The sequence below is a fragment of the Candidatus Brevundimonas colombiensis genome, assembly GCA_029202665.1.
Lineage (GTDB): Bacteria > Pseudomonadota > Alphaproteobacteria > Caulobacterales > Caulobacteraceae > Brevundimonas > Brevundimonas colombiensis.
Window position 1 is genome coordinate 2,671,293 of record CP119326.1, and the last position, 23,564, is coordinate 2,694,856.

Here is a 23,564-nt window from a genome sequence, read left to right on the forward strand (position 1 = left end):
CAAAAAATGACAATCACCCATCACACGTTCCACGACAACCCCGAAGGCGATAGGGGATTGTTGCAGTGCGTGGACGGATCAGTGTCGACGGGGATCAAGGCGAATGTCTGACATGGGAAATCCGGGGCTTGAGCGCCAGCCCCCCCGCCCCGGCCAGCCGATCGTGGCCTTCGATTTCGACGGCACGCTGACGATTCGCGACAGTTTCACCGAATTCCTGCGCTGGCGCGTCGGGCCGGGCGGGTGGGCGCTGGGTCTGGTCAAGCTGGCCCCCGCCCTGGCCGCCTATGCCCGCGATCGCGACCGGGGCCGGATCAAGGCGGCCTCGGTGCGTGAGTTCCTGCACGGCGTGGACCGTCAGGCGCTGGAGGCGGAGGCCGCGCAGTTCGCCGATCAGGTCTGGCCCCGGTTCATGCGGCCGGACGCGCTGAAGGTGTGGGACGACTGGGGACGGCGCGGCGCCCACCGCGTCATCGTGACCGCCTCGCCCGTCACGACGGTCGCCCCGTTCGCGCAGCGCCTGGGCGCCGAGGGCCTGCTGGGGACCGAGTTCGTCTTCGACGCCGAGGACCGGATCACCGGCGAATTCGCCGGGCCGAACTGTCGCGGGGCTGAGAAGGTGCGGCGGCTGAAGGCGGCCTATGGCGACACGATGACGCTCGCCGCCGCCTATGGCGACACTTCGGGCGACACGGAAATGCTGGCCATGGCCCAGGAGGCCGGGTTCCGGGTCTTTACCGAAAAGCCCTGACCTCAGTTTCCGTCGGCGTCGACGTCGAACACCATCGGCTTGCCGCGCGTGGTCGGGTCCCAGCCCGCCGCCATGATCGAGGCGACTGCGGTGCGAACCGCGTCGACATTGACCCGCTGCTTCTCGACGTCAGGCCGGCCGTTCGGCCGCAGCGGCGGCGGAAACTGGACGATGGCCTCGCGCTTGTAGTCCAGGTGGCGCAGCGAGACGGCCATCCCCTCCCAGACATTGCCGCCCTTGGGCCGGGGTTGGCGGCGCAGCTCCCACACATAGGCCTCGCCATCGACCTCGATCTGGCCGGTTTGATCTCGCGTGAACTGCATGACGGTTCCGATAGCACAAATGAAAAGGGCGCGCCGCGATGGGCGCGCCCTTGCCGGTTTCAGTCCGGTCGGATCAGTGGCCGGGGGTCTTCACCCCATCGGCGTCGGCCTGTTCGCGGCGATCATAGACGTGGTCGACGATGCCCCAGGCCTTGGCTTCCTCGGCCGACATGAAGTGATCGCGGTCCAGCGTCTTCTCGACCTCCTCATAGGTGCGGCCGGTATGGTGGACGTAGATCTCGTTCAGGCGCTTCTTGGTGTAGCGGATGTCGGCGGCGTGCAGTTCGATGTCCGACGCCTGGCCCCGGAACCCGCCCGACGGCTGGTGAACCATGACCCGCGCGTTCGGCAGGGCGATCCGTTGACCCGCCGCGCCCGCCGTCAGGATCAGCGAACCGGCCGAGGCCGCCATGCCCATCACCACGGTCGAGACGGGCGACTTGATGTATTGCATGGTGTCATAGATCGCGAGCGCCGACGTCACCTGACCGCCGGGGCTGTTGATATACATGCTGATTTCCTTCTTCGGGTTTTCCGATTCCAGGAACAGCAGCTGGGCGCAGATCAGCGACGCCATGCCGTCCTCGAACGGCCCCGTCAGGAAGATGATCCGCTCGCGCAGCAGACGCGAGAAAATATCAAAGGAGCGCTCGCCCCGGCTGGATTGCTCCACCACCATCGGCACGAGGTTCATGTTCATCAGTTCGATCGGATCGCGCATGGATGCCTTTTTGGTCTTACAGACTGCGGCCGCAGTGGATTCGACGGCTTTGCACTCAGCATATCGCGTTCGACGCCTGCGTATGCAAGCGCGCGGTCAGCGCGGCTGTGACTCTTCCGGCGCGTCGGTCGCCCGACGGCGCCGGACTTCCAGCCGGTCCGACACCGCCGCCTCCTGGGCGCGCGCCGAAGCACGATCAGGTTCAGCCTCATACAGCGCATGCAGATAGGCGAGGTCCCAGTCTGTCATGCCAGTGACCCCTTCCGGCTCATTGAACAGGTTCAGTATGGTGGGCTGGTCTGAATAGTTGGATCGTGGATCGACCTGGGCGAGCACCACCATGGCCGTATAGTCCAGCAGGGCCGGAAGAAGCACGCCGTTGGCCTTGCTCATGTCGATGACAACGGTGGCGGAGCTAAGATCGTAACGCAGCGGCGACCGCATTCTGCTGACGTTTCGCGAGGCGATGCTCGGCGGATCTTCCCCGGCGACCCGCGCCGCCAGCTGCCCTGTATCTGCAGATACAGGCAATGAAATATGCCACCAGCGTACAGGCGCCGCGCTGGTCTTAAACCGCTCTAGGGCCGCAAGCCCCATGTTCGTATTGTCGATGGGCGGTCGGAATCGGCGACGCCAGCCTTCGACCAAGGCGGATGCGACGGCCGGACCATCGTCGGCGGCGATGACCAGGACGTTTGGCGAACACCCCGCCGCTCCGACGCTCACCCCAAGTTCGTCCGCGACATCGCCAATCCGATCCGCCAGCATCTGTCCGTAGGGCGCCTTCATATTGGCCACGCTGACGCAGATGGGCGTATTCCACCGCCCCAACCGGGCGCCGGCCGGAGCGGCTGCGACGCGCTGAACGAACTGACGCGCAGCCTCCCGTCTCGAACGTCCCTCGACCGTAATGTCCTCAAGATCCACAGGAGGCGGCGTGGAAACAGGGTCCTGAACATGGGCGCCGGACATGAGAATAGCAGCCAGAGCCGCGCCGGACAGGGACATGAGGATCAGCCTCAAAAAGCAAAAAGGGCCCGCATCGCGGACCCTCTAAGCTTTACAGAAGATTGTGACACAACCGCCAGTTAAACGATTGTAATCCGCACGGATCAGCCCTCGTCTTCTTCCTTGAGCAGGTCTTCCTTGGTGATCGGCTTGTCGGTGACGTCGGCGACGCCGACGATCAGGTCGACGACCTTCTCTTCGTAGATCGGCGCGCGCATCTGGGCGGCGGCGTTCGGGTTCTGGCGATAGAAGTTCAGGACAGCCTGTTCCTGACCCGGATAGTTGCGGGCTTCCTGCAGGATGGCGGCGTTCAGTTCCTGGTCGGTGACCTGGACGTTGTTGGCGCGGCCGATCTCGGCCAGCACCAGACCCAGGCGCACGCGGCGCTCGGCGATCTTGCGATATTCCGCCTTCAGGTCTTCGTCGGACTTCTTGGCGTCGTCTTCCGGCAGACGGCCGGCGGCCTTGTCGGCCTCGACCTGCTGCCAGATGCCGTCGAACTCGGCGTCCACCATCTTGGGCGGCAGCGGGAAGTCGTGGGCTTCATCCAGTTGATCCAGCAGGGCGCGCTTCAGCTTGAAGCGGGCGGCGCCGGCGTATTGCTGGTCCAGGTTGGACTTCAGCAGTTCCTTCAGCTTGTCCAGCGATTCCAGACCGATGCGGGTGGCGAACTCGTCGTCGATCTTGGCTTCGGCCTCGGCCTTGATGGCCTTCACCTTGATGTCGAAGGTGGCCAGTTTACCGGCCAGATGGGCGGCCTGATAATCCTCGGGGAAGGTCACTTCGATGGTCTTCTCGTCGCCGACCTTGGCGCCGGTCAGCTGTTCTTCGAAGCCGGGGATGAAGCGGCCCGAGCCGATCACCAGGTCCGCGTCCTCGGCCGCGCCGCCTTCGAAAGGCTCGCCGTCCAGCTTGCCCAGGAAGTCGATCGTCAGCTGGTCGCCCTCGGCGGCCTTGACGGTCTTGCCCTTCTTGTCCTCGTAGGTCTTGGCCTGACCGGCCAGTTCCGTCAGGGCCTCGTCCAGATCGGCGTCCGATGCCTCATAGGTCGGGCGTTCCAGCTTCAGCGTCTTGGGATCGACCGGGGTGAAATCGGGCATGATTTCCAGGGCCATCTCATAGGCCAGGTCTTCCTGACCGGCGATGACCTTGTCCATGTCGGAGGTCAGCTTCATCTCGGCCGGGGCGGCGGGACGAATCTTGGCTTCGTCCAGGGCCTTCTGGCTGGTTTCGTTCAGCTCGGCGTTGATGATCTCGCCCATGAACTCACGGCCGAAGGTCTTCTTGACGTGGGCGACCGGCACCTTGCCCGGACGGAAGCCCTTCAGCTTCACCTGCGGGGCGACCTCCTTGACGCGGGCGTCGAGCTTCTCGTTCAGCTCCGCGACGGGAATGGTGACCGCGATCACGCGGCTGAGGCCTTCGTTCGACTTTTCGACGACTTGCATGGTCGGGATTCTGACGCTCTGGGGCGCATGAGCCGTCGAGACGGCCGGCGCGGAATGGATAAAGCAAGAAGGCCGCCCCGTGTGGAGCGGCGCCTCGAAGCCCGCCCTTATGTCGAGAAGGGCCCCAAAGGTCAACGCGAGCGTGATCGCAGCCGGTGGTTTCGCGCATCGACCGGCCCTATGTTGGCCCGATGAGCCAGCCCGCCTCCCCCATCGGCGTCTTCGTCACGCCCGTCACTCCGCTTCAGCAGAACTGCACGACCGTCTGGTGCACGGCGACCAACAAGGCCGCCGTCATAGACCCCGGCGGGTCGGTGGACGCGGTTCTGGGCGAGGTCGAGCGGCGCGGCCTGACGCTGGATCAGATCTGGATCACCCACGGCCACCTCGATCACGCCGGCGGGGCCGCCGAGATGCAGGAGAAGTCGGGCGTCCGGATCGTCGGACCACAGAAGGCCGATCAGTTCTGGATCGACCGCATCGTCGAAAGCGGCCGGATGTACGGCCTGCCCGACGCACGGCCGTTCACGCCCGACCGCTGGCTGGACGACGGCGATACGGTCAGCCTGGGCGAAACCGAATGGGAGGTGCGTCACTGTCCGGGCCACACGCCCGGCCATGTCATCTTCTTCAATCGCGCCGCGCGATTCGCTCAGGTCGGCGATGTGCTGTTCAAAGGCTCGGTCGGACGCACCGACTTCCCCATGAGCGATCCGCCCGCCTTGATCCGTTCGGTGGTGGAGAAGCTGTGGCCGCTGGGCGACGACGTCACCTTCGTTCCGGGCCACGGGCCGATCTCGACCTTCGGCGAGGAACGCCGCACCAATCCGTTCGTGTCCGATGCGGCGCTGAAGCGGGCGCCGGTCCCGCGCGAGCCGGTCGGCCCCGCCTGACGATCAGCGACGCAGCCACAGGCCGATGATGACGCCGATGCCCAGGGCGTACAGGGTCGTGCGCATCGGCTCCTCGCGGATGCCGTCGCGCGCATCGTCGATCTGGTCCGAGACCTTTTGGCGCACTCGCTCGGCGTCGTCTTTCACGGCCTGACGCACCGAGGCGGTCGGGGCGAAGCTGTCGTCCTCGCCCGAGGACAGGATGGCGTCGGCCTGACGGTCCAGCCGTTGTGTCAGGCTGTCGTCTTCGACCACGATATCGTCGGGGGTCGGGGCGGCGATGGGGCTCTGGGTCATGTCGATCTCCGGGTTCGCAGAACAAACCAGCCGCAACCCTCGAGGTTCCCCTGCGTCATGAAGGCGCGCAAACCCGGAGAACGCAGGGTCGCGCCGGGCGTTGTCTCCCCAGGCTTCAAGGAGATCGTCATGACCTATATCGAACCCACGCCCTCGGGCGCCCCGCAGCCGGAAATTCCGCCTGCACCCACGCCCCAACCCGAAATCGAGCCGTCCGATACGCCGGACGAAGTTCCGCCAATGGAACCCGGCGGCGGCGATGAAGGTGATTCGCGACCCTATGGCTGACGGCCGAAGTCGAGGCGCCCCGAGATGCTCAGAGCCGTGACAGTAAAACAGGGTTCCGAACGGAACCGTCACCGAGTCACTGGGTTCACTTCAGCAAGCGCAACGGCGACACTGAAAGGAAGACCGATGGACAGCCAACCCACCCGACCCTCAGGCGTTTCCAAGCGAGGCTTTGCTTCAATGGACCCGGAACGCCAGCGCGAAATCGCCCGCAAGGGCGGCGCCAGCGTTCCCAGCGAAAAACGCAGCTTCTCCCAGGATCGCAGCCTGGCCGCCCAGGCCGGCCGCAAGGGCGGCGAGGCGTCGCATGGCACGAAGAAGGACCCGGCGGAAAAGCCGGACTGAGGGTTCAACCTTACGAAATCAAAGGGCGGCTCATTTTCATGAGCCGCCCTTTTTTGCTGTCGCCGACCGGATGGATCAGCCGCGCAGAAGCGACAAGGCCACGCTGGGTTCGGGCGACACGTCCAGACGCGACACGGTCCAGCCCGCCGCCCCGGCCATGGCGGCGATGGCGTCCGGCGTGAACTTGCGCGAGCTTTCGGTGTGGATCGTCTCGCCCTCCATGAAGCGGAATGTCCGCCCGTCGATGTGGACCGTGGTGGGTCTCACCGCGCGAAGATGCATCTCCATGCGCGAGGCCTGCGGGTTCCAGATCGCCTGGTGGGCGAAGGCGTCCAGGTCGAAATCGGCGTCCAGCTCCGCATTGGCGCGCACCAGCAGGTTTCGATTGAAGGCCGCCGTCACCCCCCGCGCGTCGTCATAGGCGGCGACCAGAACGCCCGCGTCCTTGACCAGATCGGTCCCCAGGATGAACAGGCCGCCCTCCCCCAGCATCCGCCGCGCCGCCGCCAGAAAACGCACCGCCTCGTCGGGGTCCAGATTGCCGATGGTCGAACCGGGAAAGAAGCCGATCCGCCGGCCCCTGGGCAGATCGTCAGGCAGGGGCGACAGATGTTCGAAATCGCCCAGCACCGGCTGGACCCGCAAACCCGGATAGTCGGCGCCGATCCGTTGGGCGGCGTCCAACAGGGCGCTCTCGCTGATGTCCAGCGGCACATAGGCGCCCAGATGCGGCGCGGCGTCCAGCAGGATGCGGGTCTTCTCGCTGGCGCCCGATCCGAATTCGACCAGAACGGCGTCGGGTCCGAAATCGGCGGTCAGTTCCGCCGCCTTTTCACGCAGCAGGGCCGTTTCCTGCCGCGTCGGATAATATTCCGTCAGGGCGGTGATGTCCTCGAACAGGCGCGAGCCCTCGGCGTCATAGAACCATTTGGGCGGCACGGCCTTCTGCGGCTGCGACAGGCCCTCGACCAGGTCGCGGCGGAAGGCCCGGGTCTGGGCGTCGTCCACGCGGGTCGTGGACGGATCGTCGCGACGCCCGGCGGCGTCTTCGGCTAGTCTCAGACCCATGAAGGCCCACCTTTGCTGGGGATAGTAGAAGTTGCGGTATGTCGGCCGCGCATGGCCGGTCGGGGTGGCGAAGGCGCCGCCGCGCAGCACCATCTGATTGGCCATGAACTTGCCGTTGTATTCGGCGGCCGTGCCCGGCGTGGGCTGGAACCCCGGATAGGGCGCATAGGCGCTGGCGGTCCACTGCCACACCTCGCCCGACAGGTTGGAGAAGGCGTCGGGCCGCGTCGTCGCCGCGTGCTCCCATTCCGCCTCGGTCGGCAGCCGTTTTCCGGCCCAGCGCGCATAGGCGTCGGCCTCGTAGAAGCTGATGTGACGCACCGGCGCGACCGGATCGACCGGCGCGCGGCCGGTCAGGCCCATCACGGTCCAGTCGTCGCCGTCGCGTCGCCAATACTGCGGCGCGGTCCATCCCTCAGCCTTCACAACCGCCCAGCCGTCGGCCAGCCAAAGATCGGCGCGTCCATAGCCGTCGTCGGCCATGAACCGCAGCCAGTCGCCGTTCGTCGCCAGATCGGCGGCCAGGGCGAACGGCTCCAGCCAGACCCGGTGCGCCGGGCCTTCGTTGTCGAAGGCGAAGCCCGCATCATCGTGACCGATCGTGACCAGACCGCCGTCGAAACCGACTGTCCCGCCCCGCGCGGGCTGAACCGGCATGACGCGCGGCTCGACCGCATAGGCGGCCGGGTCCAGCGGCGAGCAGGACATCAGGTTCAGAATGTCCATCAGGAACAGCTCCTGATGCTGCTGATCGTGATGCAGGCCCAGTTCCAGCAGATAGCGATGCTGACCGCCCGACGGCGCCTGAGCCAGCCAGTCGACCATGCGCCGGTCGATCTCGCGGCGGTAGGCCAGCACCTCCTCGACCGAGGGGCGGGTCATCAGGCCGCGCTGGTGACGCGCCACCCGTTCGCCCAGCGCCTCGTAGTAGGAGTTGAACAACTGCTGGAAACGCGGATCGACCGGCCGATAGGCCGGATCGTCGCCCAGGATCATCGCCTCGAAGAACCAGCTGGTATGGGCCAGATGCCATTTGCCCGGACTGCAGTCCGGCATGGACTGGGCCGACAGATCCTCGACCGACAGACCCGCCGCAAGCTCGACCATGGCGGCGCGCACCGCCCGGTAACGCGCCACGACGGCCGCTGTCCCCGCATCGGGTTCGAAGCGCGCATTCATATCAGCCGTTCCGTGGCGAGCCCGCTCGACGACCCCGACTAAACGCCCTGCCGTTCCCTGATCGTTCCAACGCCCCCGTCCGGCCACGGTTCCCAACCGATTGGCTCGAAACGAGTTTTCAAGGCGCCCGGTTCACCGCACCGGACGCCCGCCATGTTTGGCGTATTCCAGCCGGGCGATGGTGCGGTTGTGAACCTCGTCCGGGCCGTCCGCGATCCGCAGCGTCCGTACCCCGGCGTACAGCTCGGCCAGAGGCGTATCGCCGGACACGCCCGCGCCGCCGAACGCCTGGATGGCGTCGTCGATGATCTGCAACGCCATCTTCGGCGCCGCCACCTTGATCTGGGCGATCTCGGAGCGGGCGTTCCTGGCCCCGACCTCGTCCATCATCCACGCGGCCTTCAACACCAACAGGCGGCACATCTCGATATTGGTGCGGGCGTCGGCGACGCGCTGCTCCCACACCGAATGTTCGGCCAACTGCTTCTTGAACGCCGTCCGGTTCAACAGCCGCACGACCATCAGCTCCAGCGCCCGTTCCGCCGCCCCGATCACGCGCATGCAGTGGTGGATGCGGCCCGGCCCCAGCCGCCCCTGCGCGATTTCGAAGCCCCGTCCCTCTCCGGCGATCAGGTTCTCGACCGGCACGCGGACGTTCTCCAGCACCACCTCGGCATGGCCGATGGGCTTCTCGTCATAGCCGAACACCGACAGCATCCGCTCGACACGGAAACCGGGTGTGTCGACGGGGACGATCACCTGGGACTGCTGGGCGTGAGCGGCGGCGTCCGGATCGGTCTTGCCCATGACGATGGTCATGGCCACGTTCGGGTGGCCCATGTTGGTCGACCACCATTTGCGGCCGTTGATGACATAGTGATCGCCGTCGCGCTCGATCCGCGTCTGGATGTTGGTGGCGTCCGACGAGGCGACCTCCGGCTCGGTCATCAGGAAGGCCGAGCGGATTTCCCCGGCCATCAGCGGCTTCAGCCAGCGGTCCTGCTGGGCGGCGTCGCCATACAGGTGCAGGACCTCCATATTGCCGGTGTCGGGGGCGTTGCAGTTGAACACCTCGGCCGACCACAGGTGGGCGCCCATCATCTCGGCCAGGGGCGCATAGTCCAGATTGGTCAGGCCCGCGCCGTGTTCTCCGGGCAGGAACATGTTCCACAGCCCGGCCTCGCGCGCGGCGGCCTTCATCGTCTCCATGACGGGCGGCTGGCGCGTCGAATCCTGGCGCACCTGGGCGAAATATTCGGCCTCGCGCGGGATGACCTGCTCGTCCAGGAAGCGGCGGACGCGGGCGTGCCAGTCCAGGGCGCGGTCGGAATGTTTGAAGTCCATGTCGTTTCCTCTTTCCCGTTCGCGCCTCTGCCGGACGCTGGATACGAAAGCGGCGCGGCCCCGATCAGGAGCCGCGCCGCCAGAACTGGTCGTCAGACCGGCATCAGCGCTTCAGCAGCGGAGCCAGCTTCTGGGCGATCATCATGTCGCCGGCGATCTTCAGCTTGCCCTGCATGAAGGCCATCATCGGGTCCAGCTTGCCTTCCGACAGGGCCATGAAGTCGTCCCACTTGATCGAGACGGTGGCGTCGGCGGGCTTGTCCTCGTTCGTCACCGTGTTCGGCGTGGAGGCGCCGTCGATGAAGATCTTGCCCTGGTCGCCCAGGTCGAGCTTGACGGTCTTGCCGAGGCCGGAGTTGTCGCCGACGGCGCCGCGGATGTGTTCGGTGACTTGTTCGAGATCGGGCATTGGGGCGTCTCCCTGTTGGACGGTGCGGTTACGGGTTAGCCCGCATCTGCGGGGGCGCCAAGATCACGTCGGGTAAAGGTTGGATCACTTCTGATCGGGTTCGCGCGCATAAAGGCTGGCGGCGCCGATGGCGACCATGAAGAAGACGAAGGCCGCGACGATGGCGGCGATGAAGGGAACAGCGGCTTCTGGCATCGGAAATCTCCTTTGCCCGCCTTGTGCGCCCGACCGATCCGGCCCGCCTTGACCAGGATCAAATCCTCAGCCGTCGGGATCGCCGTCGCGAAACCGCCACTTCATGGCCAGCACGCCCGACGCCATCACCAGGGCGCACGCGTTGGCGACCGTCACCGGCCACGCCTTGGTCATCACCCCATAGACGACCCACAGCACGAAACAGGTCACCGTCAGCGAATAGGTCTTCAGACTGACCGACGACGCATCGCGGTCCTTCCAGATCTTGATCGCCTGGGGCGCGAAACTGGTGATGGAGCACACGGCCGCCGCCGAGCCGACGACATTGGCGATCAGGTCGCTCACCGCCGACGCCCGGCCGCTGCATCCGCTTGTCCAGACATTCACCCTCTCCCTGCGCCCGCCCCGATTCAAGGCGCGACGCGGGGAAAGGATGCGTCGCGCGCCTACTGCGCCCGCTTGCCGATGGTGCGGTCCAGGAAGTCCAGATAGGTGCGCCATTGCTGCAGCTGGCGCGGGTCGCCGCGCACGCCGTGGCGCTGGCCGGGGTAGAGCATCATTTCGAACGGAACGCTCTTGGCCTGCAGCGTGTCGATGACGCGCGTGGCGTTGCCGAAGATGACATTGTCGTCGGCCATGCCGTGCAGCAGCAGCAGCCGCCCGGTCATGTCGTCCAGGCGCGGCAGGATGTCGGTGGCGGCATAGCCTTCCGGGTTGGCCTGGGGCGTGGACATATAGCGTTCGGTATAGTGGGTGTCGTACAGGCTCCACTCCGTCGGCGCCGCGCCCGCCAGGGCCGCCGCCAGGTTCGCGTCCTTGTCCGTCAAGGTCAGCAAGCTGAGGAAGCCGCCGAAGCTCCAGCCCATCACCGCGATATGATCGGCGTCGACATAAGGCAGAGTCTTCAGCCATTGCGCCGCCTGGGCCTGATCCTCGACGGCCGGGATGCCCAGGCGGCGATAGATGCTGGTCTCGAACGCCTGCGACCGATCCCCCTCGCCGCGATTGTCGACACGGAAGACGATATAGCCCGCCTCGGTCAGCAACTGGTTGGTCAGGGGCTGCCAGCTCTTCTGCACGCCCGCGCCGGTGCCGGGGCCGCCATAGACCTGCATCACCACCGGATATTTCTTGGACGGATCGAAGTCGGGCGGCGTGGTCATGCGCCAGACCAGGGTCTGGCCGTGGCTCTGCATCGTGCCGAACTCGGGCGTGCGCAGGCGCGAGACATAGGGGGCGAACGGATGGCTGGCGTCCAGCCTGTTCTCCTCGATCCAGCGCACCCGCGTCCCGTCGATCCGGTACAGCGCCGATTGCGTCGGCGTCGCCGGGTCGGAATAGTTGCCGACATAGGCCGTCGCCGGGCCGTTGACCGACACGGTCCACCAGCCGCCGCCCGGCGTCACCGCCACCGGATCGACCGTACGGTTCAGATTGGCGCGGAACATCTGCTGCTCGATCGGCAGTTCCTTGCCGTCGCGCATCGAGGCGGTGAAATAGACGTCGCCGGTCTGTTCGTTGACCCCGTCCAGGTGTTTGACCGGATAGTCGCCGCGCGTGATCGCCCGCAGGCGGCGCCCGTTGCGGTCATACAGATACAGGTGGCGCCAGCCCGAATCCTCGTTCGACCAGATGAAGCGGCCGTCCGACAGCACGCGGAAATCGTCGTTCAGATCGACCCAGGCCGACGCCCTCTGGCTCAGGATCACGCGCGAGCCGCCGGTCGTCGGATCGACGCTCAGCAGGTCCAGCGTCTTCTGGTCGCGCGACTGGCGCTGGACATACAGGGTCTTGCCGTCGCCGGACCAGTTGACCCGCGCCAGATAGATGTCGGTGTCAGCCCCCAGGTCCACCTTGACCCGGGCCCCGCTCTGCAGGTCGCGGACATACAGTTCGACCACCGCATTGGGTCGGCCCGCGCGGGGATAGCGCTGCTCGACCATGGTGGCGCCGCCGCCGGTGATCTCGAATCGCGGCACGATGTCCACGGGGCTTTCGTCCACGCGCGTCAGGGCGATGTAGCGTTCGTCGGGGCTCCACCAGTATCCGGTGTCGCGATCCATCTCCTCCTGGGCGATGAACTCGGCCGTGGCCCAGCTGATCAGGCCCGCGCCGTCGTCGGTGATCGGCGTCTCCTTGCCGCTGGCCAGGTCATAGACGATCAGGTTCTGGTCGCGGACATAGGAGACGTAGCTGCCCTTGGGCGACACCTTGGCGTCGATCTCGTCGGCGGGCGTTTCGGTCAGGCGGCGCACCTTGCCGTCGGCCCGATTGGCCAGGAAGATGTCGCCTTCCAGCGGCGCCAGGATATAGCGCCCCTGCTGGTCCCACGAATATTCCACCACGCCGCGCGCGCTGATCCGCATCCGCTCGCGCCGGGCCTTTTCGGCCTCCGACAGTTCGCCCGCATCCGGGACCAGCGCCCTCGCATCGATCAGCTTATAGGGTTCGCCCGCCCCCGTGGGCGCGGCCCACAGGTCCTGCACATCCACATTGTCCTCGCGCGAGCGCAGGAAGGCGACCAGCTGACCGTCGGGCGACAGGCTGACGCCCTTGGCCACCGGCCCGTTCAGGCTGGGGCTGGCGAACACCCGCTCGGGCGTCAGGACATTGGAAGGCGTCTCCTGCGCAAGCGCGGAGCTTGCCGACAGGAGGATGGTCGAGGCGAGAAGGACTGTGCGCATGGGGCGGGACGCTAGCCGCGCTTCTGCAAGCCGTCACGAGGAAATGTCGTCGCCGAACGAAAGGCTTTTTCTTCCCTGCGAAGGGTTCTCACATTAGACAGGCCCCACCATGACAGACGCCGCCGTTTCTCCCGCCCCTGCCCCCGCGCCTGTGAAGGCCAGCCCGTTCAACGAACTTGAGGTTCTGTGGGTCCGCCACTGGACCGACAGCCTGTTCAGCTTCGGCGTCAAACGACCGGACGATTTCCGTTTCCGCTCGGGCGAGTTCGTGATGATCGGCCTGCCGGGCCAAGACGGCGGAAAGCCGGTCCTGCGCGCCTATTCCATCGCCAGCCCCGGCTGGGCCGAGGAACTGGAGTTCTTCTCCATCAAGGTCGCCGACGGCCCCCTGACCTCGCGCCTGCAGAAGATTCAGCCGGGCGACACCGTGTTGATGGGCAAGAAGCCGACCGGCACCCTGGTCCTGGACGCCCTGACCGGCGGCGAGCGTCTGTTCCTGATCGGCACCGGCACCGGCCTGGCCCCCTGGCTCAGCGTTGCGCGCGATCCCGAAACCTATTCCCGATTCGGCCATGTCTATGTGATCCACACGGTGCGCGGCGTCGCCGACCTGGCCTATCGCGACTTCTTCACCCGCGAGATCCACGACGATCCCCTGATCGGCGACGAGGCCAAGGGCCAGCTGACCTATTATCCGACCGTGACCCGCGAGACGTTCGAAACACCGGGCAGAATCACCGACCGGATCAAGTCCGGCGACTTCTTCCGCGACCTGGGCCTGCCCGAAGGGTTCGACCCCGCCCGCGACCGCGCCATGCTGTGCGGCTCCATGGCCATGATCAAGGAAGCCGGCGAACTGCTGGAGACCTACGGCCTGAAGGAAGGCTCCAACGCCGAACCCGCCGACTACGTCCTGGAGCGCGCCTTCGTCGGTTGAACGTCTTGGCTTGAACGGTCTGACCCGCTAACCCCACGGCTATGTCCAAGCCTGCTCTTGTCGCCGTCGATCCGCGCGTCGATCCCGCTGAATGCCAGTCGATGGCCGAGGTCCGCCAGGGCGTCGACGCCCTGGACCGCGCCCTGGTCGCCCTGCTGGCCGAACGCCAGCGCTACATGGACGCCGCCGCCCGCATCAAGCCCGACCGCGACGCCGTCTTCGACCAGGCCCGCATCGACGACGTGGTGGCCAAGGTTCTGGTCGCCGCCGAGGCGCACAATCTGTCGCCCGACATCGCCGAACCCGTCTGGCGCCTGCTGATCGACCGCTGCATCGCCCACGAGTTCGCCACCTACGACCGCACGCGCAGCTAGTTATTTTTGTCCGCTCATCCCGGCGAAAGCCGGGACCCCGTGCTTTCGCATCGTTGGCGCGTGGGATGACCACCTGTCCTCGATCTCACACGACTTTCGCCCAAAGGTCTGGGTCCCGGCTTTCGCCGGGATGAGCGGAGAGATCATGGGACGAGGCTCAAAGGATCGGGCGCCTACGCGCGCCAGCCATCTGATCCGCCCGAAAAAGTCACTTCGAAAACAACACCCTGCCTCACAGCAGCGTCAATCGACCGAACGCCCTGTCCAGGCGCCCTATACTGTCGGCTGGTCTTTGACATCGCCGAGCCGCGCCCGCCGAAATTGCACTTTTCTGCACTTTGCACCTCTTTTCCGGGTGCAGTGCAATTTCGACCCCTAGCCCCTCAGCCCGCGCAGCATCAGCTCGTGGCGATAGGCCGCCACATCAGCCAGGGCCGCCTGCATCGCATCGCGCACCCGCTCCAGCGCCGGCGCGGCCAGCGTCTGGTCGACCGCTTCCGCCTCGGCGCACACCGCCGCCAGGTCGCGCGCCCCGATGCCCGCCGCCGCGCCCCGGATGGTGTGGACCCCGTCGCGCCAGCCCTCGTTCCTGGGGTCCAGCAGGCTCGACCACAGGGCGGCCTGATCGACGAACAGGCCCAGCACCTCTTCGTCGATCGCCGCATCGCCGCCCGTCATGGCGTCCAGCACGGCGAAATCCACCGCCCCGGTCAGATCGCGCAACGCCATCAGGCCGCCGTCTCCTCGCCCTTGGCCAGACGCGAGTTCCTGGACGACCACAGCAGATAGATGGCCACGCCGATCAGGTTCCAGACCACGAATCCGATCTGCGTCACCGGCTTCAGGCTCAGGAAGAAGATCAGGCAGCCGATCACGCTGATGGCGCCCACCAGCGGCCACAACGGCGCCTTGAACACCCGCTTGCGCTCCGGTTCGCGGATACGCAGCACGATCAGGCACACCCCGACCGAGCAGAAGGCCGCCAGCGTCCCGGCATTGGCCAGCGACGCCAGCTCATCCAGCGGCAGCAGGCCCGCCAGGATCGCCACCACGATGGCGGTGAACACCGTCACCACCGCCGGCACGCCCCGTCTGGACACCTTGGCCAGGCGGCGCGGCAGCAGGCCGTCGCGCGCCATGCCCAGGAAGATGCGGCTCTGGCCGAACAGGAAGGCCAGCAGCACGGTCGGAAGCGCGATCACCGCCGCCGCCGCGATCCACTGGGCCGCCGTCCCCTGCCCCATCTGACGCAGGATCAGGGCCAGCGGCTCGGGACTGTCGGCGAAGGTCGCGACCGGCCGCGCGCCGATGGCGGCGGCCGCCACCACCAGATACAGCGCCGTGCACACCAGCATGGAGCCGACGATGCCGATGGCCAGGTCGCGCTCGGGCTTCTTGGTCTCCTCCGCCGCCGTCGAGATGGCGTCGAAGCCATAGAAGGCGAAGAAGATGATCGCCGCCGCCGCCATCACCCCGGTCTGGACGAAGGGCGCGCCGAATCCATTGGGCATGAAGGGGGTGAAATGCTCGGGCTTGAACGCCGGCAGGGCGATGGCCACGAACACCACCAGGGCCGCGATCTTGATCAGCACCAGCACCGCGTTCAGCGTCGCGCTCTCCTTGGTGCCCAGCAGCAGCAGGCCCGTCACCACGCCGATGATGGCCACCGCCGGCAGGTTGACGATCCCGCCCGCGTGCGGCCCGGCGACCAGGGCCATGGGCAGGTCGACGCCCAGCCCGCTCAGGAAGCCGACCGCATAACCGGACCAGCCCACCGCCACGGCGCTGACGACCAGCGAATATTCCAGGATCAGACTCCACCCCACGACCCAGGCGATCATCTCGCCCAGCACCGCATAGGAATAGGTATAGGCGCTGCCCGCCGTCGGCATCATGGTCGACAGTTCGGCATAGGCCAGGGCCGCGCAGGCGCACACCAGACCCGCCAGACCGAAGCTGATCAGCACCGCCGGCCCCGCCAGTCCCGCCCCCACCCCGATCAGCGTCAGGATGCCGGTGCCGACGATGGCCCCGACGCCCAGCGCCAGCAGGTGCGGCCAGCTCAATGTCGGCTTCAGCCGCGGCCCGTCGTGGGGCGCCAGCATGGCGTCGATGGATCGACGCCGGTTCCAGAAGGCCATGATGCGAACTCCCCTCGCCGCTCGTCCGGCGGCTGATTCCGCAGGGACCATAGCCCGCGAAAGAAAGTTTGCGAAAGCGCTTGCCAACCCCCGAACCGCTGGGTAGTAGGAGCGCCCTTCGGCAAGGGCATCCGCCCCGCCGAAGACATGACGATCGGTGTGGGTGATTAGCTCAGTCGGTAGAGCAGCTGACTCTTAATCAGCGGGTCCACAGTTCGAACCTGTGATCACCCACCATCGTCGCTTTTGATTTCGTTGAATAGATCACCCTTTCTAGGACGGGGTCGTCCATCCCTCCGATTAGGACGGTGTAGTCCGTCTGTGATTTTCTTCGGCTTTAGGGCAGCCCTTGCTTAAGCCAAGCGCGTGGATCGCCGTTCAATTCAGTCCTGTCAGACTGGACCCGAAGCCATCCGAATGGGCCAACAGGCTGTAGCTCTAAGAGCATCGGCTTCGCGGCCTGAGTGGTCGATCGGATGGAACCGGCCAGCTCTGACCCATGACCGCATCATCAGTAGATATCGCGCCGATAACGTCCTTCATCAGCGAAGCCTTCGAGTATGCTGTCCTCCAGAAGTTGGCGCAGAGTTGCATCGACCTCGGCGGCCATGCCTTGGAGACTGCCGCACACCAAGACGACTGCACCTAGCCGTCCAACGCCAGCGACCTGCACCGGGCCTGATCCACCACTCCGACCGTGGAATCCAGTATGCGGCTGGGGCCTGGATGTCAGGAAACCATCTGCGCGATGAGCCTGAGCGTTCAGCGCGAAAGGAAGAGAGGAACGGGGCAGCGCGCCAGAAGATTTCGGGTGGTCCCGCCGAACAGGATCTCCGCACTCCGAGGTCTGCTATAGGCCCCGATCACCAGACAATCTGCGCCGATCTCTCCGACCTGATCGGCGAGGATTTGCGATGTCGGCCCATCCGCAGCCTGGACGGTGCGGACCTGGGCCGTAATTTCGTGACGCTCCAGATGCTGAAGCAGTTCCTCGCCGGGCGCAGATCGTCCATTGTGTCGCTCAATCGAGATAATCGTCACGGACTGAGCCGCACTCAAGAAGGGCAACGCATCCGCGACAGCGCGGCGCGCTTCACGACTTCCGTTCCAGGCCACCGCAACATGATCGCCGATGGACGATCCCGTCCAGGTATCCGGAACAAGAAGCACCGGAACCCCTGAGGCGAGAAGGACATGCTCGCCAGTCCAGCCTTGCGGAAGGTCGACGGGCTTGGGACGCGAGCAAATGACCAGATCGCAGTGGAGGGCGTGGAGGGCTGCGTCGTCGTCAACACTGTCACGCCACACCACTCTGAACTCCGAGCTGAGAGCGCGCGCTTCGGTCACGGCGGCAAAGGCGCGACCCGCCGTCACGGCCTTTACCTCGGTTTCACGACGATGGCGCTCAAGGACCTGATTGATGCCCTCGGCGCCCCGCGCGAAGCTCTCGGCCGGCGCGGCGGATCGCGGATGAACCGCGCCAAACATACCGATCAGGTGGGCGGCATGCCTTGTCGCAATCTCTGCAGCATGGCCCGCAATACGTTCCCCTGCCGGCGACCCATCGAGAAAGACCGCCACGTCTCGCCAACTACTCATTTTGTCTGTGTCCCGTTGCTGCAGAAGGTGTGGTGCTTGCGCTCAGGAGAGCGAATCCGCGCGTCGGCGTTCCCAGGGCCGCCAGGCGTCGAGGTTCGAAAGGGGATCACCTAGCCTTAACCGCGTTACTAGCCGCCCTAGCGGTGAAAGCGGTCCAGCTGGTAGTGGGCTCAGTCGCGGATCGACATGGTCGCCAAAAGCGTCCACTGCCCCAACAAGGCCGCCGCATCGCACCTCGAGCGCCGACACCGTCGCCTCGGGCGCGCCGACCCCGTGTCCAGCCACGCGATTTCGCGCTTGTTTGATCAGCACGCGATTTCGCAGATCGCCAGGATCGCACTGCAGGGCGATAGCCAGCCCCAGCGTATGAGAACCATTCCGTTGGTGCGGCTCGGATCCGGTCAGCCCGCTCGTGCTCATTTTCGCTTCTCGCGCCAGGCAGGATCGGCATCTGAAGCGCTGCGGTCGCCGCTGTTTCCGGGACTCCACTGGCCAAGATGCCCATAGAGTCGCGCGTTGACCGCCGCAATCTCCCCCGGCTCCTCCGGCTCCTCCGTCCTCAGGGTGAGCAGCAGGCGAGCGAGTTGCTGGCAGACCGCGTCGCCGAGGCGGCGACCCATATCGCGGCCCGCAGGATCGCACGGCCTGTCCCCATCGCCGATCCGAGCCGACACGGCGGAGATCACCCCCGCCCTCACCTCCGGTGGCGCATAGGCCGCCGCCAGCATCAATCTTGCGACACGCATCAGCGCCTTGGGTCGATGAGACGCGCTGGCCGACCAGGCGACGTCGAGCGCGTGGTTGACGACGGCGGCGAACAGCAGCGACTTGGACTCGAAATGGCGAACGACCAAGGCATGGTCGACCTCCGCCCGGTCGCCGATGCGGCGCAGATTAGCCTCGTGATAGCCGAGCATATCGAAGAGCTCGAGGGCGGCCTCGAGAAGACGCTGCCGCGTTTCATTGCCCCCTCCATTTCGGGAAGCAATAGGCCGCCCTCGAACTCCTTTCGTCATGCTGGAGCGATCCTCTCGGCCACTGGTCCGCCGCCCAGCGCCCGATAAAGGGCGATACTGGCAGACATCTGAGCCGCTTTGGCCGCGAGCAGAGCCTGTTGTCCCGCGTAGAGTTGCCGCTGCGCATCCAAAAGTTCGAGACGGCTGGTTGCGCCCGCCCTGTAGCGGGTTTCGACTAGGGCCGACCTGCGCTGCGACGCCTCGACCGCCGAGCGCTGAGCCGCGATCTGGCGATCGAAGGTCTCACGGGCCGCCAAGCCATCCGCGACCTCGGAGAAGGCCTGCTGAATAGCCAGTTCGTACGAAGCGACCGCCTTATTCTGGCGAAGGATGGCCAGGTCCAACTGAGCCTGAAGTCGTCCGCCCTGGAAGATCGGCAGGGTGATCTGCGGAGCGAAGGTCCAGACTTCCGGACCATCGAACAGGTTATCCAGATCGTTACTGGCGTATCCGTACTGGCCCGTCAGACTGATGCTCGGGAGAAAGGCGCGACGCGCTGCACGAATATCGGCCCGCGACGCCAGCAGAGCGCGTTCGGCCTGGCGAATGTCAGGCCTCCGGGTCAGAAGGTTTGACGGTAGTCCGGCAGGAAGTTGGGTCAGGACCGGCGATGCGTCCGAGGAAGGCGTGGCGAGCTCGAACGGCAGAGGCCGTCCCACCACAAGGACCAGGGCGTTGAGCGCGACGGCGGCTTCACGGCGTGCGGCTTCAAGGTCGGCTTCGGCGGTTCGCACTTGGGCCTCTGCCGCCGCAACTTCCGTCCCATCCGCCTGACCGGCTTCGAAAAGCCGTTGAGTCAAGGTTTGGGATGCGCGCCAGTCTTGCGCCGTCGCTTCGACTAGAGCCAGTCGTTCCTGGGCCGTCAGGGTGGCGACATAGGCGTCCGCCACCGACGCGCTGAGCGTGATACGCGCCGCCTGTGCGCTCTCCCCTGCCGCAAGATAGGTTTGGAAGGCGCTTTCGGACTGGGCGCGAAGACGGCCGAATAGGTCAAGCTCGAAGGCGCTGACCCCGACCGTTGCCTGGGCTTGGGTGACAACTCCAGCATCCTGAAAGCCAGGCAGCGGGGCCGACCGCGACCGCGAGTATGACCCCGCGGCGCCGATCATCGGGAAGAACGACGCGCGTTGGACGCGTAGCTGGGCCCGCGCCGTCTCGGCGTCCAGCAACGCCAGTCGCAGGGGCCGGCTTTCATCGAGCGCGATGTCCACCAGCTGCTGCAGCTGAGGATCGACAAAGACGGCCCGCCAATCGAGATCGGCGGCGTTGGCGCTGTCGATCGCTGCGACCACAGGATAGTCGGCGGAGACCACGTCGGCGGCCGGCTCCACCGGCTCGATCGAGGCGCAGGCGGAAAGAAGGGCGCCCGCAGTCCCGAGAAGTAGGAGACGCTTCATGTTCAGGACTTCCTGGAAAGTTTGGGCAGACGCAGGTTGAGCTTCGCAATTCGGGCCTTCAGCCAATCCGTGCCGCCGACCACGACGACGTAGAAGACGGGCACGAATATGATCGCCAAGAAGGTCCCGGTGATCATGCCCCCGAAAACCCCGGTGCCGATGGCGTGCTGGGTCGCCGAGCTCGCACCGCTGGCGATGACCAGGGGCACCACGCCGAGGGTGAAGGCCAGGGAGGTCATGATGATCGGGCGCAGGCGAAGGCGCGCGGCCTCGACGGCGGCCTCGAGCAGGCCCTTGCCCTGTTCGCGAAGCATCTTGGCGAACTCGACGATCAGGATGGCGTTCTTCGCGGACAGGCCGATGATGGTGATCATGCCCACCTTGAAGAAGACATCGTTGGGCAGGCCACGGATCATAGTGGCGGCCACCGCGCCGATGAGGCCGAGCGGCACCACCAGAATGACCGACAGCGGGATGGTCCAGCTTTCGTACAGGGCCGCCAGCACCAGGAAGACCACCAGCATGGACAGGACCAGAAGCCCAGTTTGTTGATTGCCGGTCTCCTGTTCCTGCAACGAGGTGCCGGTCCAGGCCACCGCGAAGCCGTCGGGAAGTTGAGCGGCCAGCCGCTCCATCTCCGCCATCGCCTCACCGCTCGACACGCCCGGCGCCGCGCTGCCCGAGATACGGGCCGCCGGATAGCCGTCGTAACGCACCATCTGCAGCGGCGCGGTTTCCCACACAGGTCGTACGAAGTTGGACAGCGGAGCCATGCCGCCGGAAGAACTGCGCACATAGAGGTTCAGTACGTCCTCCACCTGCATCCGGGCATTGGCGTCGGCCTGGATGATCACCTGCTGCAGACGTCCCTTATTCGGGAAGTCATTGACATAGGTGGAGCCCATGGCGGCCGAGATGGTGCTCTGGATCGTGTCGAACGACACGCCTTGCGCGGCCGCCTTCTTGCGATCGATCTCCAGCTTGATGCTCGAGCCCGGCGGGAGGCTTTCGGGATAGACGCCGGTCACCACCTTGCTCTGAGCGGCCAGGCCGAGCAGTTGCCCCTGGGCCGCCTGAAGCGCGTCCTCGCCTTGGTTGCGCAAATCCTTCAGCCGCATGGCGAAGCCGGAACTGGTGCCGAGCTCCGGAATGGCCGGCGGGTTCAGTGACATGACTGTCCCGTCGTCCAGACCGGCCATCGCGGCATTAGCTGCAGCGATCTCACCCTGGGCCGTAGCGCCATCGCGCTTTTCCCAGTCGACCAGATTGGTGAAGGCGACGCCGGTGTTGGGGCCTGCGCCGTTGAAGCCAAAGCCCTGGATCGCGGTGATGCCGCCCAGGGCTTTGCGGCTCTCGACGAAGTTCTGGTAGTTGCGCAGGGCAGTCAGTGTGCGCTCGGCCGTTGCGTCGGCCGGCAGGGTGAACATGGTCAGGAAGACGCCCTGGTCCTCGTCCGGCAGGAAGGCGGACGGCAGACGGACGAAGACGACTCCGAGCAGGGCGACCATGGCCACGAACACGACCATGGCCCGGCCCGCGCGTCCGATCACCTTGCCGACACCGCTGGTGTAGCGATGCGTCAGGCGGTCGAAGCGACGGTTGAACCAGCCGAAGAAGCCCTTCTTCTCGTGATGTCCCTCCGGAATCGGCTTCAGGAGCGTGGCGCAGAGCGCCGGGGTCAGAGACAGGGCCAACAGGGCCGAGAAGAGGATGGAGACCGCCATGGAGACCGAAAACTGGCGATAGATTTCGCCAACCGACCCCGATGAGAAGGCCATGGGAATGAAGACGGCCGACAGAACCATGGTGATGCCGATGACGGCGCCCGTGATCTCCTTCATGGCCTTCTTGGTCGCTTCCTTCGGCGACAGGCCCTCGGTGGCCATGATCCGCTCGACGTTCTCCACCACGACAATGGCGTCGTCGACGATGATGCCGATGGCAAGCACCATGCCGAACATGGTCAGCACGTTGATAGAGAAGCCGGTGGCCATGAAGACCGCGACCGTGCCCAGCAGGGCGATCGGCGCGACGATAGATGGGATCAGAGTGTAGCGGATGTTCTGCAGGAACAGGAACATCACCAGGAACACCAGCACCATGGCCTCGACCAGGGTGTGGAGCACCTTCTCGATCGAAATCTCGACGAACGGCGCCGTGTTGTAGGGGATGCTGTAAACCATGCCCTGCGGGAATGCTCCCTTGAGCTCCCCGAGGCGCTTTTCGACGGCGTGAGCCGTGGACACGGCGTTGCCGCCCGGCGCGATCTGGATCGCCGCCACCGCGACGGGCTTGCCGTTTAGAAGCGCCTGGAAGTCGTAAGACTGCGCGCCCAGCTCCACACGTGCGATGTCCCCGATCGTCAGCTCCGACCCGTCGAGATTGGACCGCAGCACGATAGCGGCGAACTCCTCGGGCGTATCGAGCTGACCTTCCGCGCGCAGAGGCACGGTGACCGTTTGTCCGTCGACGGAAGGCGTGCCGCCGATCCTACCCGGCGCGATCTGGGCGTTCTGGGCCTGGATCGCCGCCGCGACATCTGCCGTGGTGACGGCGAAGTTGGCCATCTTTTGGGGATCAACCCAGATACGCATGGCGCGCTCGGAGGCAAAACTCTGCACCCGACCGACCCCATCGACTCTCTTTAAGTCCTCGACCAAGTTTCGGGACATGTAGTCGCCGAGTTCCTGCGCGTCGTGCCCTTCGGTGGACGAGAGCGCGACCATCATCAGGAAGCCGGAAGAGGCCGCCTCGACCTGAATACCGGTTTGGCGCACCGTCTGGGGAAGACGGGGTTCAACCGCCTTCAGACGGTTTTGGACGTCAACCTGGGCCAGCTCCGGATTCGTGCCAGGCTTGAAGGTGGCGGTGATTTGCGCCAAGCCCGAGGTGTCGGTCGTGCTTTCGAAATATAGGAGGTTCTTGACGCTCGAAAGCTCCCGCTCGATCGGGGCGACGACGTTGTCGGTCATGGCCTGTGTCGAGGCGCCGGGATAGATGGCGCGGATGCTGATGGTGGGCGGCGCGACCGAGGGGAAACGCTCGATGGCCAAGTTGGGGATCGCTAGCACCCCGAGCAGAATGATGAAGATGGCGAGCACCCAGGCAAAGACCGGGCGCTCGATAAAGAACTGAGGCATGATCTTT

22 protein-coding genes and 1 tRNA gene are annotated in these 23,564 nt (G+C 65.7%); 7 read left to right on the forward strand and 16 right to left on the reverse strand.

Features of this window, described 5'->3' with window-relative positions:
- Window positions 1-103: 103 nt before the first annotated feature.
- The gene (locus P0Y50_13070) at window positions 104-751 is read left to right on the forward strand and encodes an HAD-IB family hydrolase (protein WEK39458.1); all 648 of its coding nucleotides are present in this window, start codon (window positions 104-106) and stop codon (window positions 749-751) included.
- A 2-nt stretch (window positions 752-753) separates the two neighbouring features.
- Here P0Y50_13070 and P0Y50_13075 read toward each other — a convergent pair whose 3' ends face one another.
- The 4 genes from P0Y50_13075 to tig all read right to left on the reverse strand — a co-directional run bounded on the left by P0Y50_13075 (window position 754) and on the right by tig (window position 4,251).
- Window positions 754-1,074 carry a hypothetical protein gene (locus P0Y50_13075; protein ID WEK39459.1) on the reverse strand — a complete coding sequence of 107 codons (321 nt, stop codon included), beginning with the start codon at window positions 1,072-1,074 and terminating at the stop codon, window positions 754-756.
- A gap of 73 nt (window positions 1,075-1,147) precedes the next feature.
- Window positions 1,148-1,795 carry an ATP-dependent Clp protease proteolytic subunit gene (locus P0Y50_13080; GenBank protein ID WEK39460.1) on the reverse strand — a complete coding sequence of 216 codons (648 nt, stop codon included), beginning with the start codon at window positions 1,793-1,795 and terminating at the stop codon, window positions 1,148-1,150.
- A 96-nt stretch (window positions 1,796-1,891) separates the two neighbouring features.
- Entirely contained in the window at window positions 1,892-2,767 is an 876-nt protein-coding gene (locus P0Y50_13085) for a hypothetical protein (protein ID WEK39461.1), read from the reverse strand.
- Window positions 2,768-2,907: 140 nt separating this feature from the next.
- A complete protein-coding gene (gene tig, locus P0Y50_13090) occupies window positions 2,908-4,251 on the reverse strand; it encodes a trigger factor (GenBank protein ID WEK39462.1) in 1,344 nt (447 codons plus the stop codon).
- A 191-nt stretch (window positions 4,252-4,442) separates the two neighbouring features.
- Between tig and P0Y50_13095 the strand changes: the two genes are divergently transcribed.
- Window positions 4,443-5,144 (forward strand): MBL fold metallo-hydrolase, encoded by a 702-nt coding sequence (locus P0Y50_13095; protein WEK39463.1) that lies wholly within the window; start codon window positions 4,443-4,445, stop codon window positions 5,142-5,144.
- Between the two features lie 3 nt (window positions 5,145-5,147).
- Here P0Y50_13095 and P0Y50_13100 read toward each other — a convergent pair whose 3' ends face one another.
- The gene (locus P0Y50_13100; GenBank protein WEK39464.1) at window positions 5,148-5,441 is read right to left on the reverse strand and encodes a hypothetical protein; all 294 of its coding nucleotides are present in this window, start codon (window positions 5,439-5,441) and stop codon (window positions 5,148-5,150) included.
- A gap of 129 nt (window positions 5,442-5,570) precedes the next feature.
- On the opposite strand from P0Y50_13100, the gene P0Y50_13105 reads away from it, so the two are divergent.
- Complete coding sequence (locus P0Y50_13105) at window positions 5,571-5,729, forward strand: hypothetical protein (protein WEK39465.1); 159 nt, start codon at window positions 5,571-5,573, stop codon at window positions 5,727-5,729.
- Between the two features lie 126 nt (window positions 5,730-5,855).
- On the forward strand, window positions 5,856-6,074 hold the full coding sequence (locus P0Y50_13110; GenBank protein WEK39466.1) for a general stress protein: 219 nt from the start codon (window positions 5,856-5,858) through the stop codon (window positions 6,072-6,074).
- A gap of 75 nt (window positions 6,075-6,149) precedes the next feature.
- Here the strand turns inward: P0Y50_13110 and egtB are convergent, their stop codons facing one another.
- The 5 genes from egtB to P0Y50_13135 all read right to left on the reverse strand — a co-directional run bounded on the left by egtB (window position 6,150) and on the right by P0Y50_13135 (window position 12,953).
- Window positions 6,150-8,321 carry an ergothioneine biosynthesis protein EgtB gene (gene egtB, locus P0Y50_13115; protein WEK39467.1) on the reverse strand — a complete coding sequence of 724 codons (2,172 nt, stop codon included), beginning with the start codon at window positions 8,319-8,321 and terminating at the stop codon, window positions 6,150-6,152.
- A 132-nt stretch (window positions 8,322-8,453) separates the two neighbouring features.
- Window positions 8,454-9,665 carry an acyl-CoA dehydrogenase family protein gene (locus P0Y50_13120; GenBank protein ID WEK39468.1) on the reverse strand — a complete coding sequence of 404 codons (1,212 nt, stop codon included), beginning with the start codon at window positions 9,663-9,665 and terminating at the stop codon, window positions 8,454-8,456.
- Between the two features lie 103 nt (window positions 9,666-9,768).
- Complete coding sequence (locus P0Y50_13125) at window positions 9,769-10,074, reverse strand: SCP2 sterol-binding domain-containing protein (protein ID WEK39469.1); 306 nt, start codon at window positions 10,072-10,074, stop codon at window positions 9,769-9,771.
- A gap of 261 nt (window positions 10,075-10,335) precedes the next feature.
- Entirely contained in the window at window positions 10,336-10,614 is a 279-nt protein-coding gene (locus P0Y50_13130) for a SemiSWEET transporter (protein ID WEK39470.1), read from the reverse strand.
- A gap of 101 nt (window positions 10,615-10,715) precedes the next feature.
- The gene (locus P0Y50_13135; protein ID WEK39471.1) at window positions 10,716-12,953 is read right to left on the reverse strand and encodes a S9 family peptidase; all 2,238 of its coding nucleotides are present in this window, start codon (window positions 12,951-12,953) and stop codon (window positions 10,716-10,718) included.
- Window positions 12,954-13,062: 109 nt separating this feature from the next.
- On the opposite strand from P0Y50_13135, the gene P0Y50_13140 reads away from it, so the two are divergent.
- Together P0Y50_13140 and P0Y50_13145 are read left to right on the forward strand one after the other, a co-directional pair.
- Complete coding sequence (locus P0Y50_13140; protein ID WEK39472.1) at window positions 13,063-13,890, forward strand: ferredoxin--NADP reductase; 828 nt, start codon at window positions 13,063-13,065, stop codon at window positions 13,888-13,890.
- Between the two features lie 41 nt (window positions 13,891-13,931).
- The gene (locus tag P0Y50_13145) at window positions 13,932-14,264 is read left to right on the forward strand and encodes a chorismate mutase (protein ID WEK39473.1); all 333 of its coding nucleotides are present in this window, start codon (window positions 13,932-13,934) and stop codon (window positions 14,262-14,264) included.
- A gap of 375 nt (window positions 14,265-14,639) precedes the next feature.
- On the opposite strand, the gene P0Y50_13150 is transcribed toward P0Y50_13145, so the two are convergent.
- A complete protein-coding gene (locus P0Y50_13150) occupies window positions 14,640-14,993 on the reverse strand; it encodes an Hpt domain-containing protein (GenBank protein ID WEK39474.1) in 354 nt (117 codons plus the stop codon).
- Window positions 14,993-16,405, reverse strand: a complete 1,413-nt coding sequence (locus tag P0Y50_13155; protein ID WEK39475.1) for an amino acid permease — start codon at window positions 16,403-16,405, stop codon at window positions 14,993-14,995. The genes P0Y50_13150 and P0Y50_13155 overlap by 1 nt, the downstream gene beginning before the upstream one ends.
- A gap of 161 nt (window positions 16,406-16,566) precedes the next feature.
- On the opposite strand from P0Y50_13155, the gene P0Y50_13160 reads away from it, so the two are divergent.
- Window positions 16,567-16,642 (forward strand) — tRNA-Lys (locus tag P0Y50_13160).
- A gap of 525 nt (window positions 16,643-17,167) precedes the next feature.
- Here P0Y50_13160 and P0Y50_13165 read toward each other — a convergent pair.
- From P0Y50_13165 to P0Y50_13180, 4 genes are all read right to left on the reverse strand, one after another.
- Window positions 17,168-17,986 (reverse strand): universal stress protein, encoded by an 819-nt coding sequence (locus P0Y50_13165; GenBank protein ID WEK39476.1) that lies wholly within the window; start codon window positions 17,984-17,986, stop codon window positions 17,168-17,170.
- A 434-nt stretch (window positions 17,987-18,420) separates the two neighbouring features.
- A complete protein-coding gene (locus P0Y50_13170; protein WEK39477.1) occupies window positions 18,421-19,020 on the reverse strand; it encodes a TetR/AcrR family transcriptional regulator in 600 nt (199 codons plus the stop codon).
- Complete coding sequence (locus tag P0Y50_13175; GenBank protein ID WEK41578.1) at window positions 19,017-20,417, reverse strand: efflux transporter outer membrane subunit; 1,401 nt, start codon at window positions 20,415-20,417, stop codon at window positions 19,017-19,019. The genes P0Y50_13170 and P0Y50_13175 overlap by 4 nt, the downstream gene beginning before the upstream one ends.
- A gap of 2 nt (window positions 20,418-20,419) precedes the next feature.
- Window positions 20,420-23,557: a multidrug efflux RND transporter permease subunit gene (locus P0Y50_13180; GenBank protein ID WEK39478.1), complete on the reverse strand. Its 3,138-nt coding sequence runs from the start codon at window positions 23,555-23,557 to the stop codon at window positions 20,420-20,422.
- Window positions 23,558-23,564 lie beyond the last annotated feature (7 nt).

What these genes read in the sequence shown, in the direction of transcription:
- P0Y50_13070 (WEK39458.1), top strand. Translation starts at nt 104, where the DNA reads ATGTCTGACATGGGAAATCCGGGGCTTGAGCGCCAGCCCCCCCGCCCC.
- P0Y50_13075 (WEK39459.1), bottom strand. Translation starts at nt 1,074, where the DNA reads ATGCAGTTCACGCGAGATCAAACCGGCCAGATCGAGGTCGATGGCGAG.
- P0Y50_13080 (WEK39460.1), bottom strand. Translation starts at nt 1,795, where the DNA reads ATGCGCGATCCGATCGAACTGATGAACATGAACCTCGTGCCGATGGTG.
- P0Y50_13085 (WEK39461.1), bottom strand. Translation starts at nt 2,767, where the DNA reads ATGTCCGGCGCCCATGTTCAGGACCCTGTTTCCACGCCGCCTCCTGTG.
- tig (WEK39462.1), bottom strand. Translation starts at nt 4,251, where the DNA reads ATGCAAGTCGTCGAAAAGTCGAACGAAGGCCTCAGCCGCGTGATCGCG.
- P0Y50_13095 (WEK39463.1), top strand. Translation starts at nt 4,443, where the DNA reads ATGAGCCAGCCCGCCTCCCCCATCGGCGTCTTCGTCACGCCCGTCACT.
- P0Y50_13100 (WEK39464.1), bottom strand. Translation starts at nt 5,441, where the DNA reads ATGACCCAGAGCCCCATCGCCGCCCCGACCCCCGACGATATCGTGGTC.
- P0Y50_13105 (WEK39465.1), top strand. Translation starts at nt 5,571, where the DNA reads ATGACCTATATCGAACCCACGCCCTCGGGCGCCCCGCAGCCGGAAATT.
- P0Y50_13110 (WEK39466.1), top strand. Translation starts at nt 5,856, where the DNA reads ATGGACAGCCAACCCACCCGACCCTCAGGCGTTTCCAAGCGAGGCTTT.
- egtB (WEK39467.1), bottom strand. Translation starts at nt 8,321, where the DNA reads ATGAATGCGCGCTTCGAACCCGATGCGGGGACAGCGGCCGTCGTGGCG.
- P0Y50_13120 (WEK39468.1), bottom strand. Translation starts at nt 9,665, where the DNA reads ATGGACTTCAAACATTCCGACCGCGCCCTGGACTGGCACGCCCGCGTC.
- P0Y50_13125 (WEK39469.1), bottom strand. Translation starts at nt 10,074, where the DNA reads ATGCCCGATCTCGAACAAGTCACCGAACACATCCGCGGCGCCGTCGGC.
- P0Y50_13135 (WEK39471.1), bottom strand. Translation starts at nt 12,953, where the DNA reads ATGCGCACAGTCCTTCTCGCCTCGACCATCCTCCTGTCGGCAAGCTCC.
- P0Y50_13140 (WEK39472.1), top strand. Translation starts at nt 13,063, where the DNA reads ATGACAGACGCCGCCGTTTCTCCCGCCCCTGCCCCCGCGCCTGTGAAG.
- P0Y50_13145 (WEK39473.1), top strand. Translation starts at nt 13,932, where the DNA reads ATGTCCAAGCCTGCTCTTGTCGCCGTCGATCCGCGCGTCGATCCCGCT.
- P0Y50_13150 (WEK39474.1), bottom strand. Translation starts at nt 14,993, where the DNA reads ATGGCGTTGCGCGATCTGACCGGGGCGGTGGATTTCGCCGTGCTGGAC.
- P0Y50_13155 (WEK39475.1), bottom strand. Translation starts at nt 16,405, where the DNA reads ATGGCCTTCTGGAACCGGCGTCGATCCATCGACGCCATGCTGGCGCCC.
- P0Y50_13170 (WEK39477.1), bottom strand. Translation starts at nt 19,020, where the DNA reads ATGACGAAAGGAGTTCGAGGGCGGCCTATTGCTTCCCGAAATGGAGGG.
- P0Y50_13175 (WEK41578.1), bottom strand. Translation starts at nt 20,417, where the DNA reads ATGAAGCGTCTCCTACTTCTCGGGACTGCGGGCGCCCTTCTTTCCGCC.
- P0Y50_13180 (WEK39478.1), bottom strand. Translation starts at nt 23,557, where the DNA reads ATGCCTCAGTTCTTTATCGAGCGCCCGGTCTTTGCCTGGGTGCTCGCC.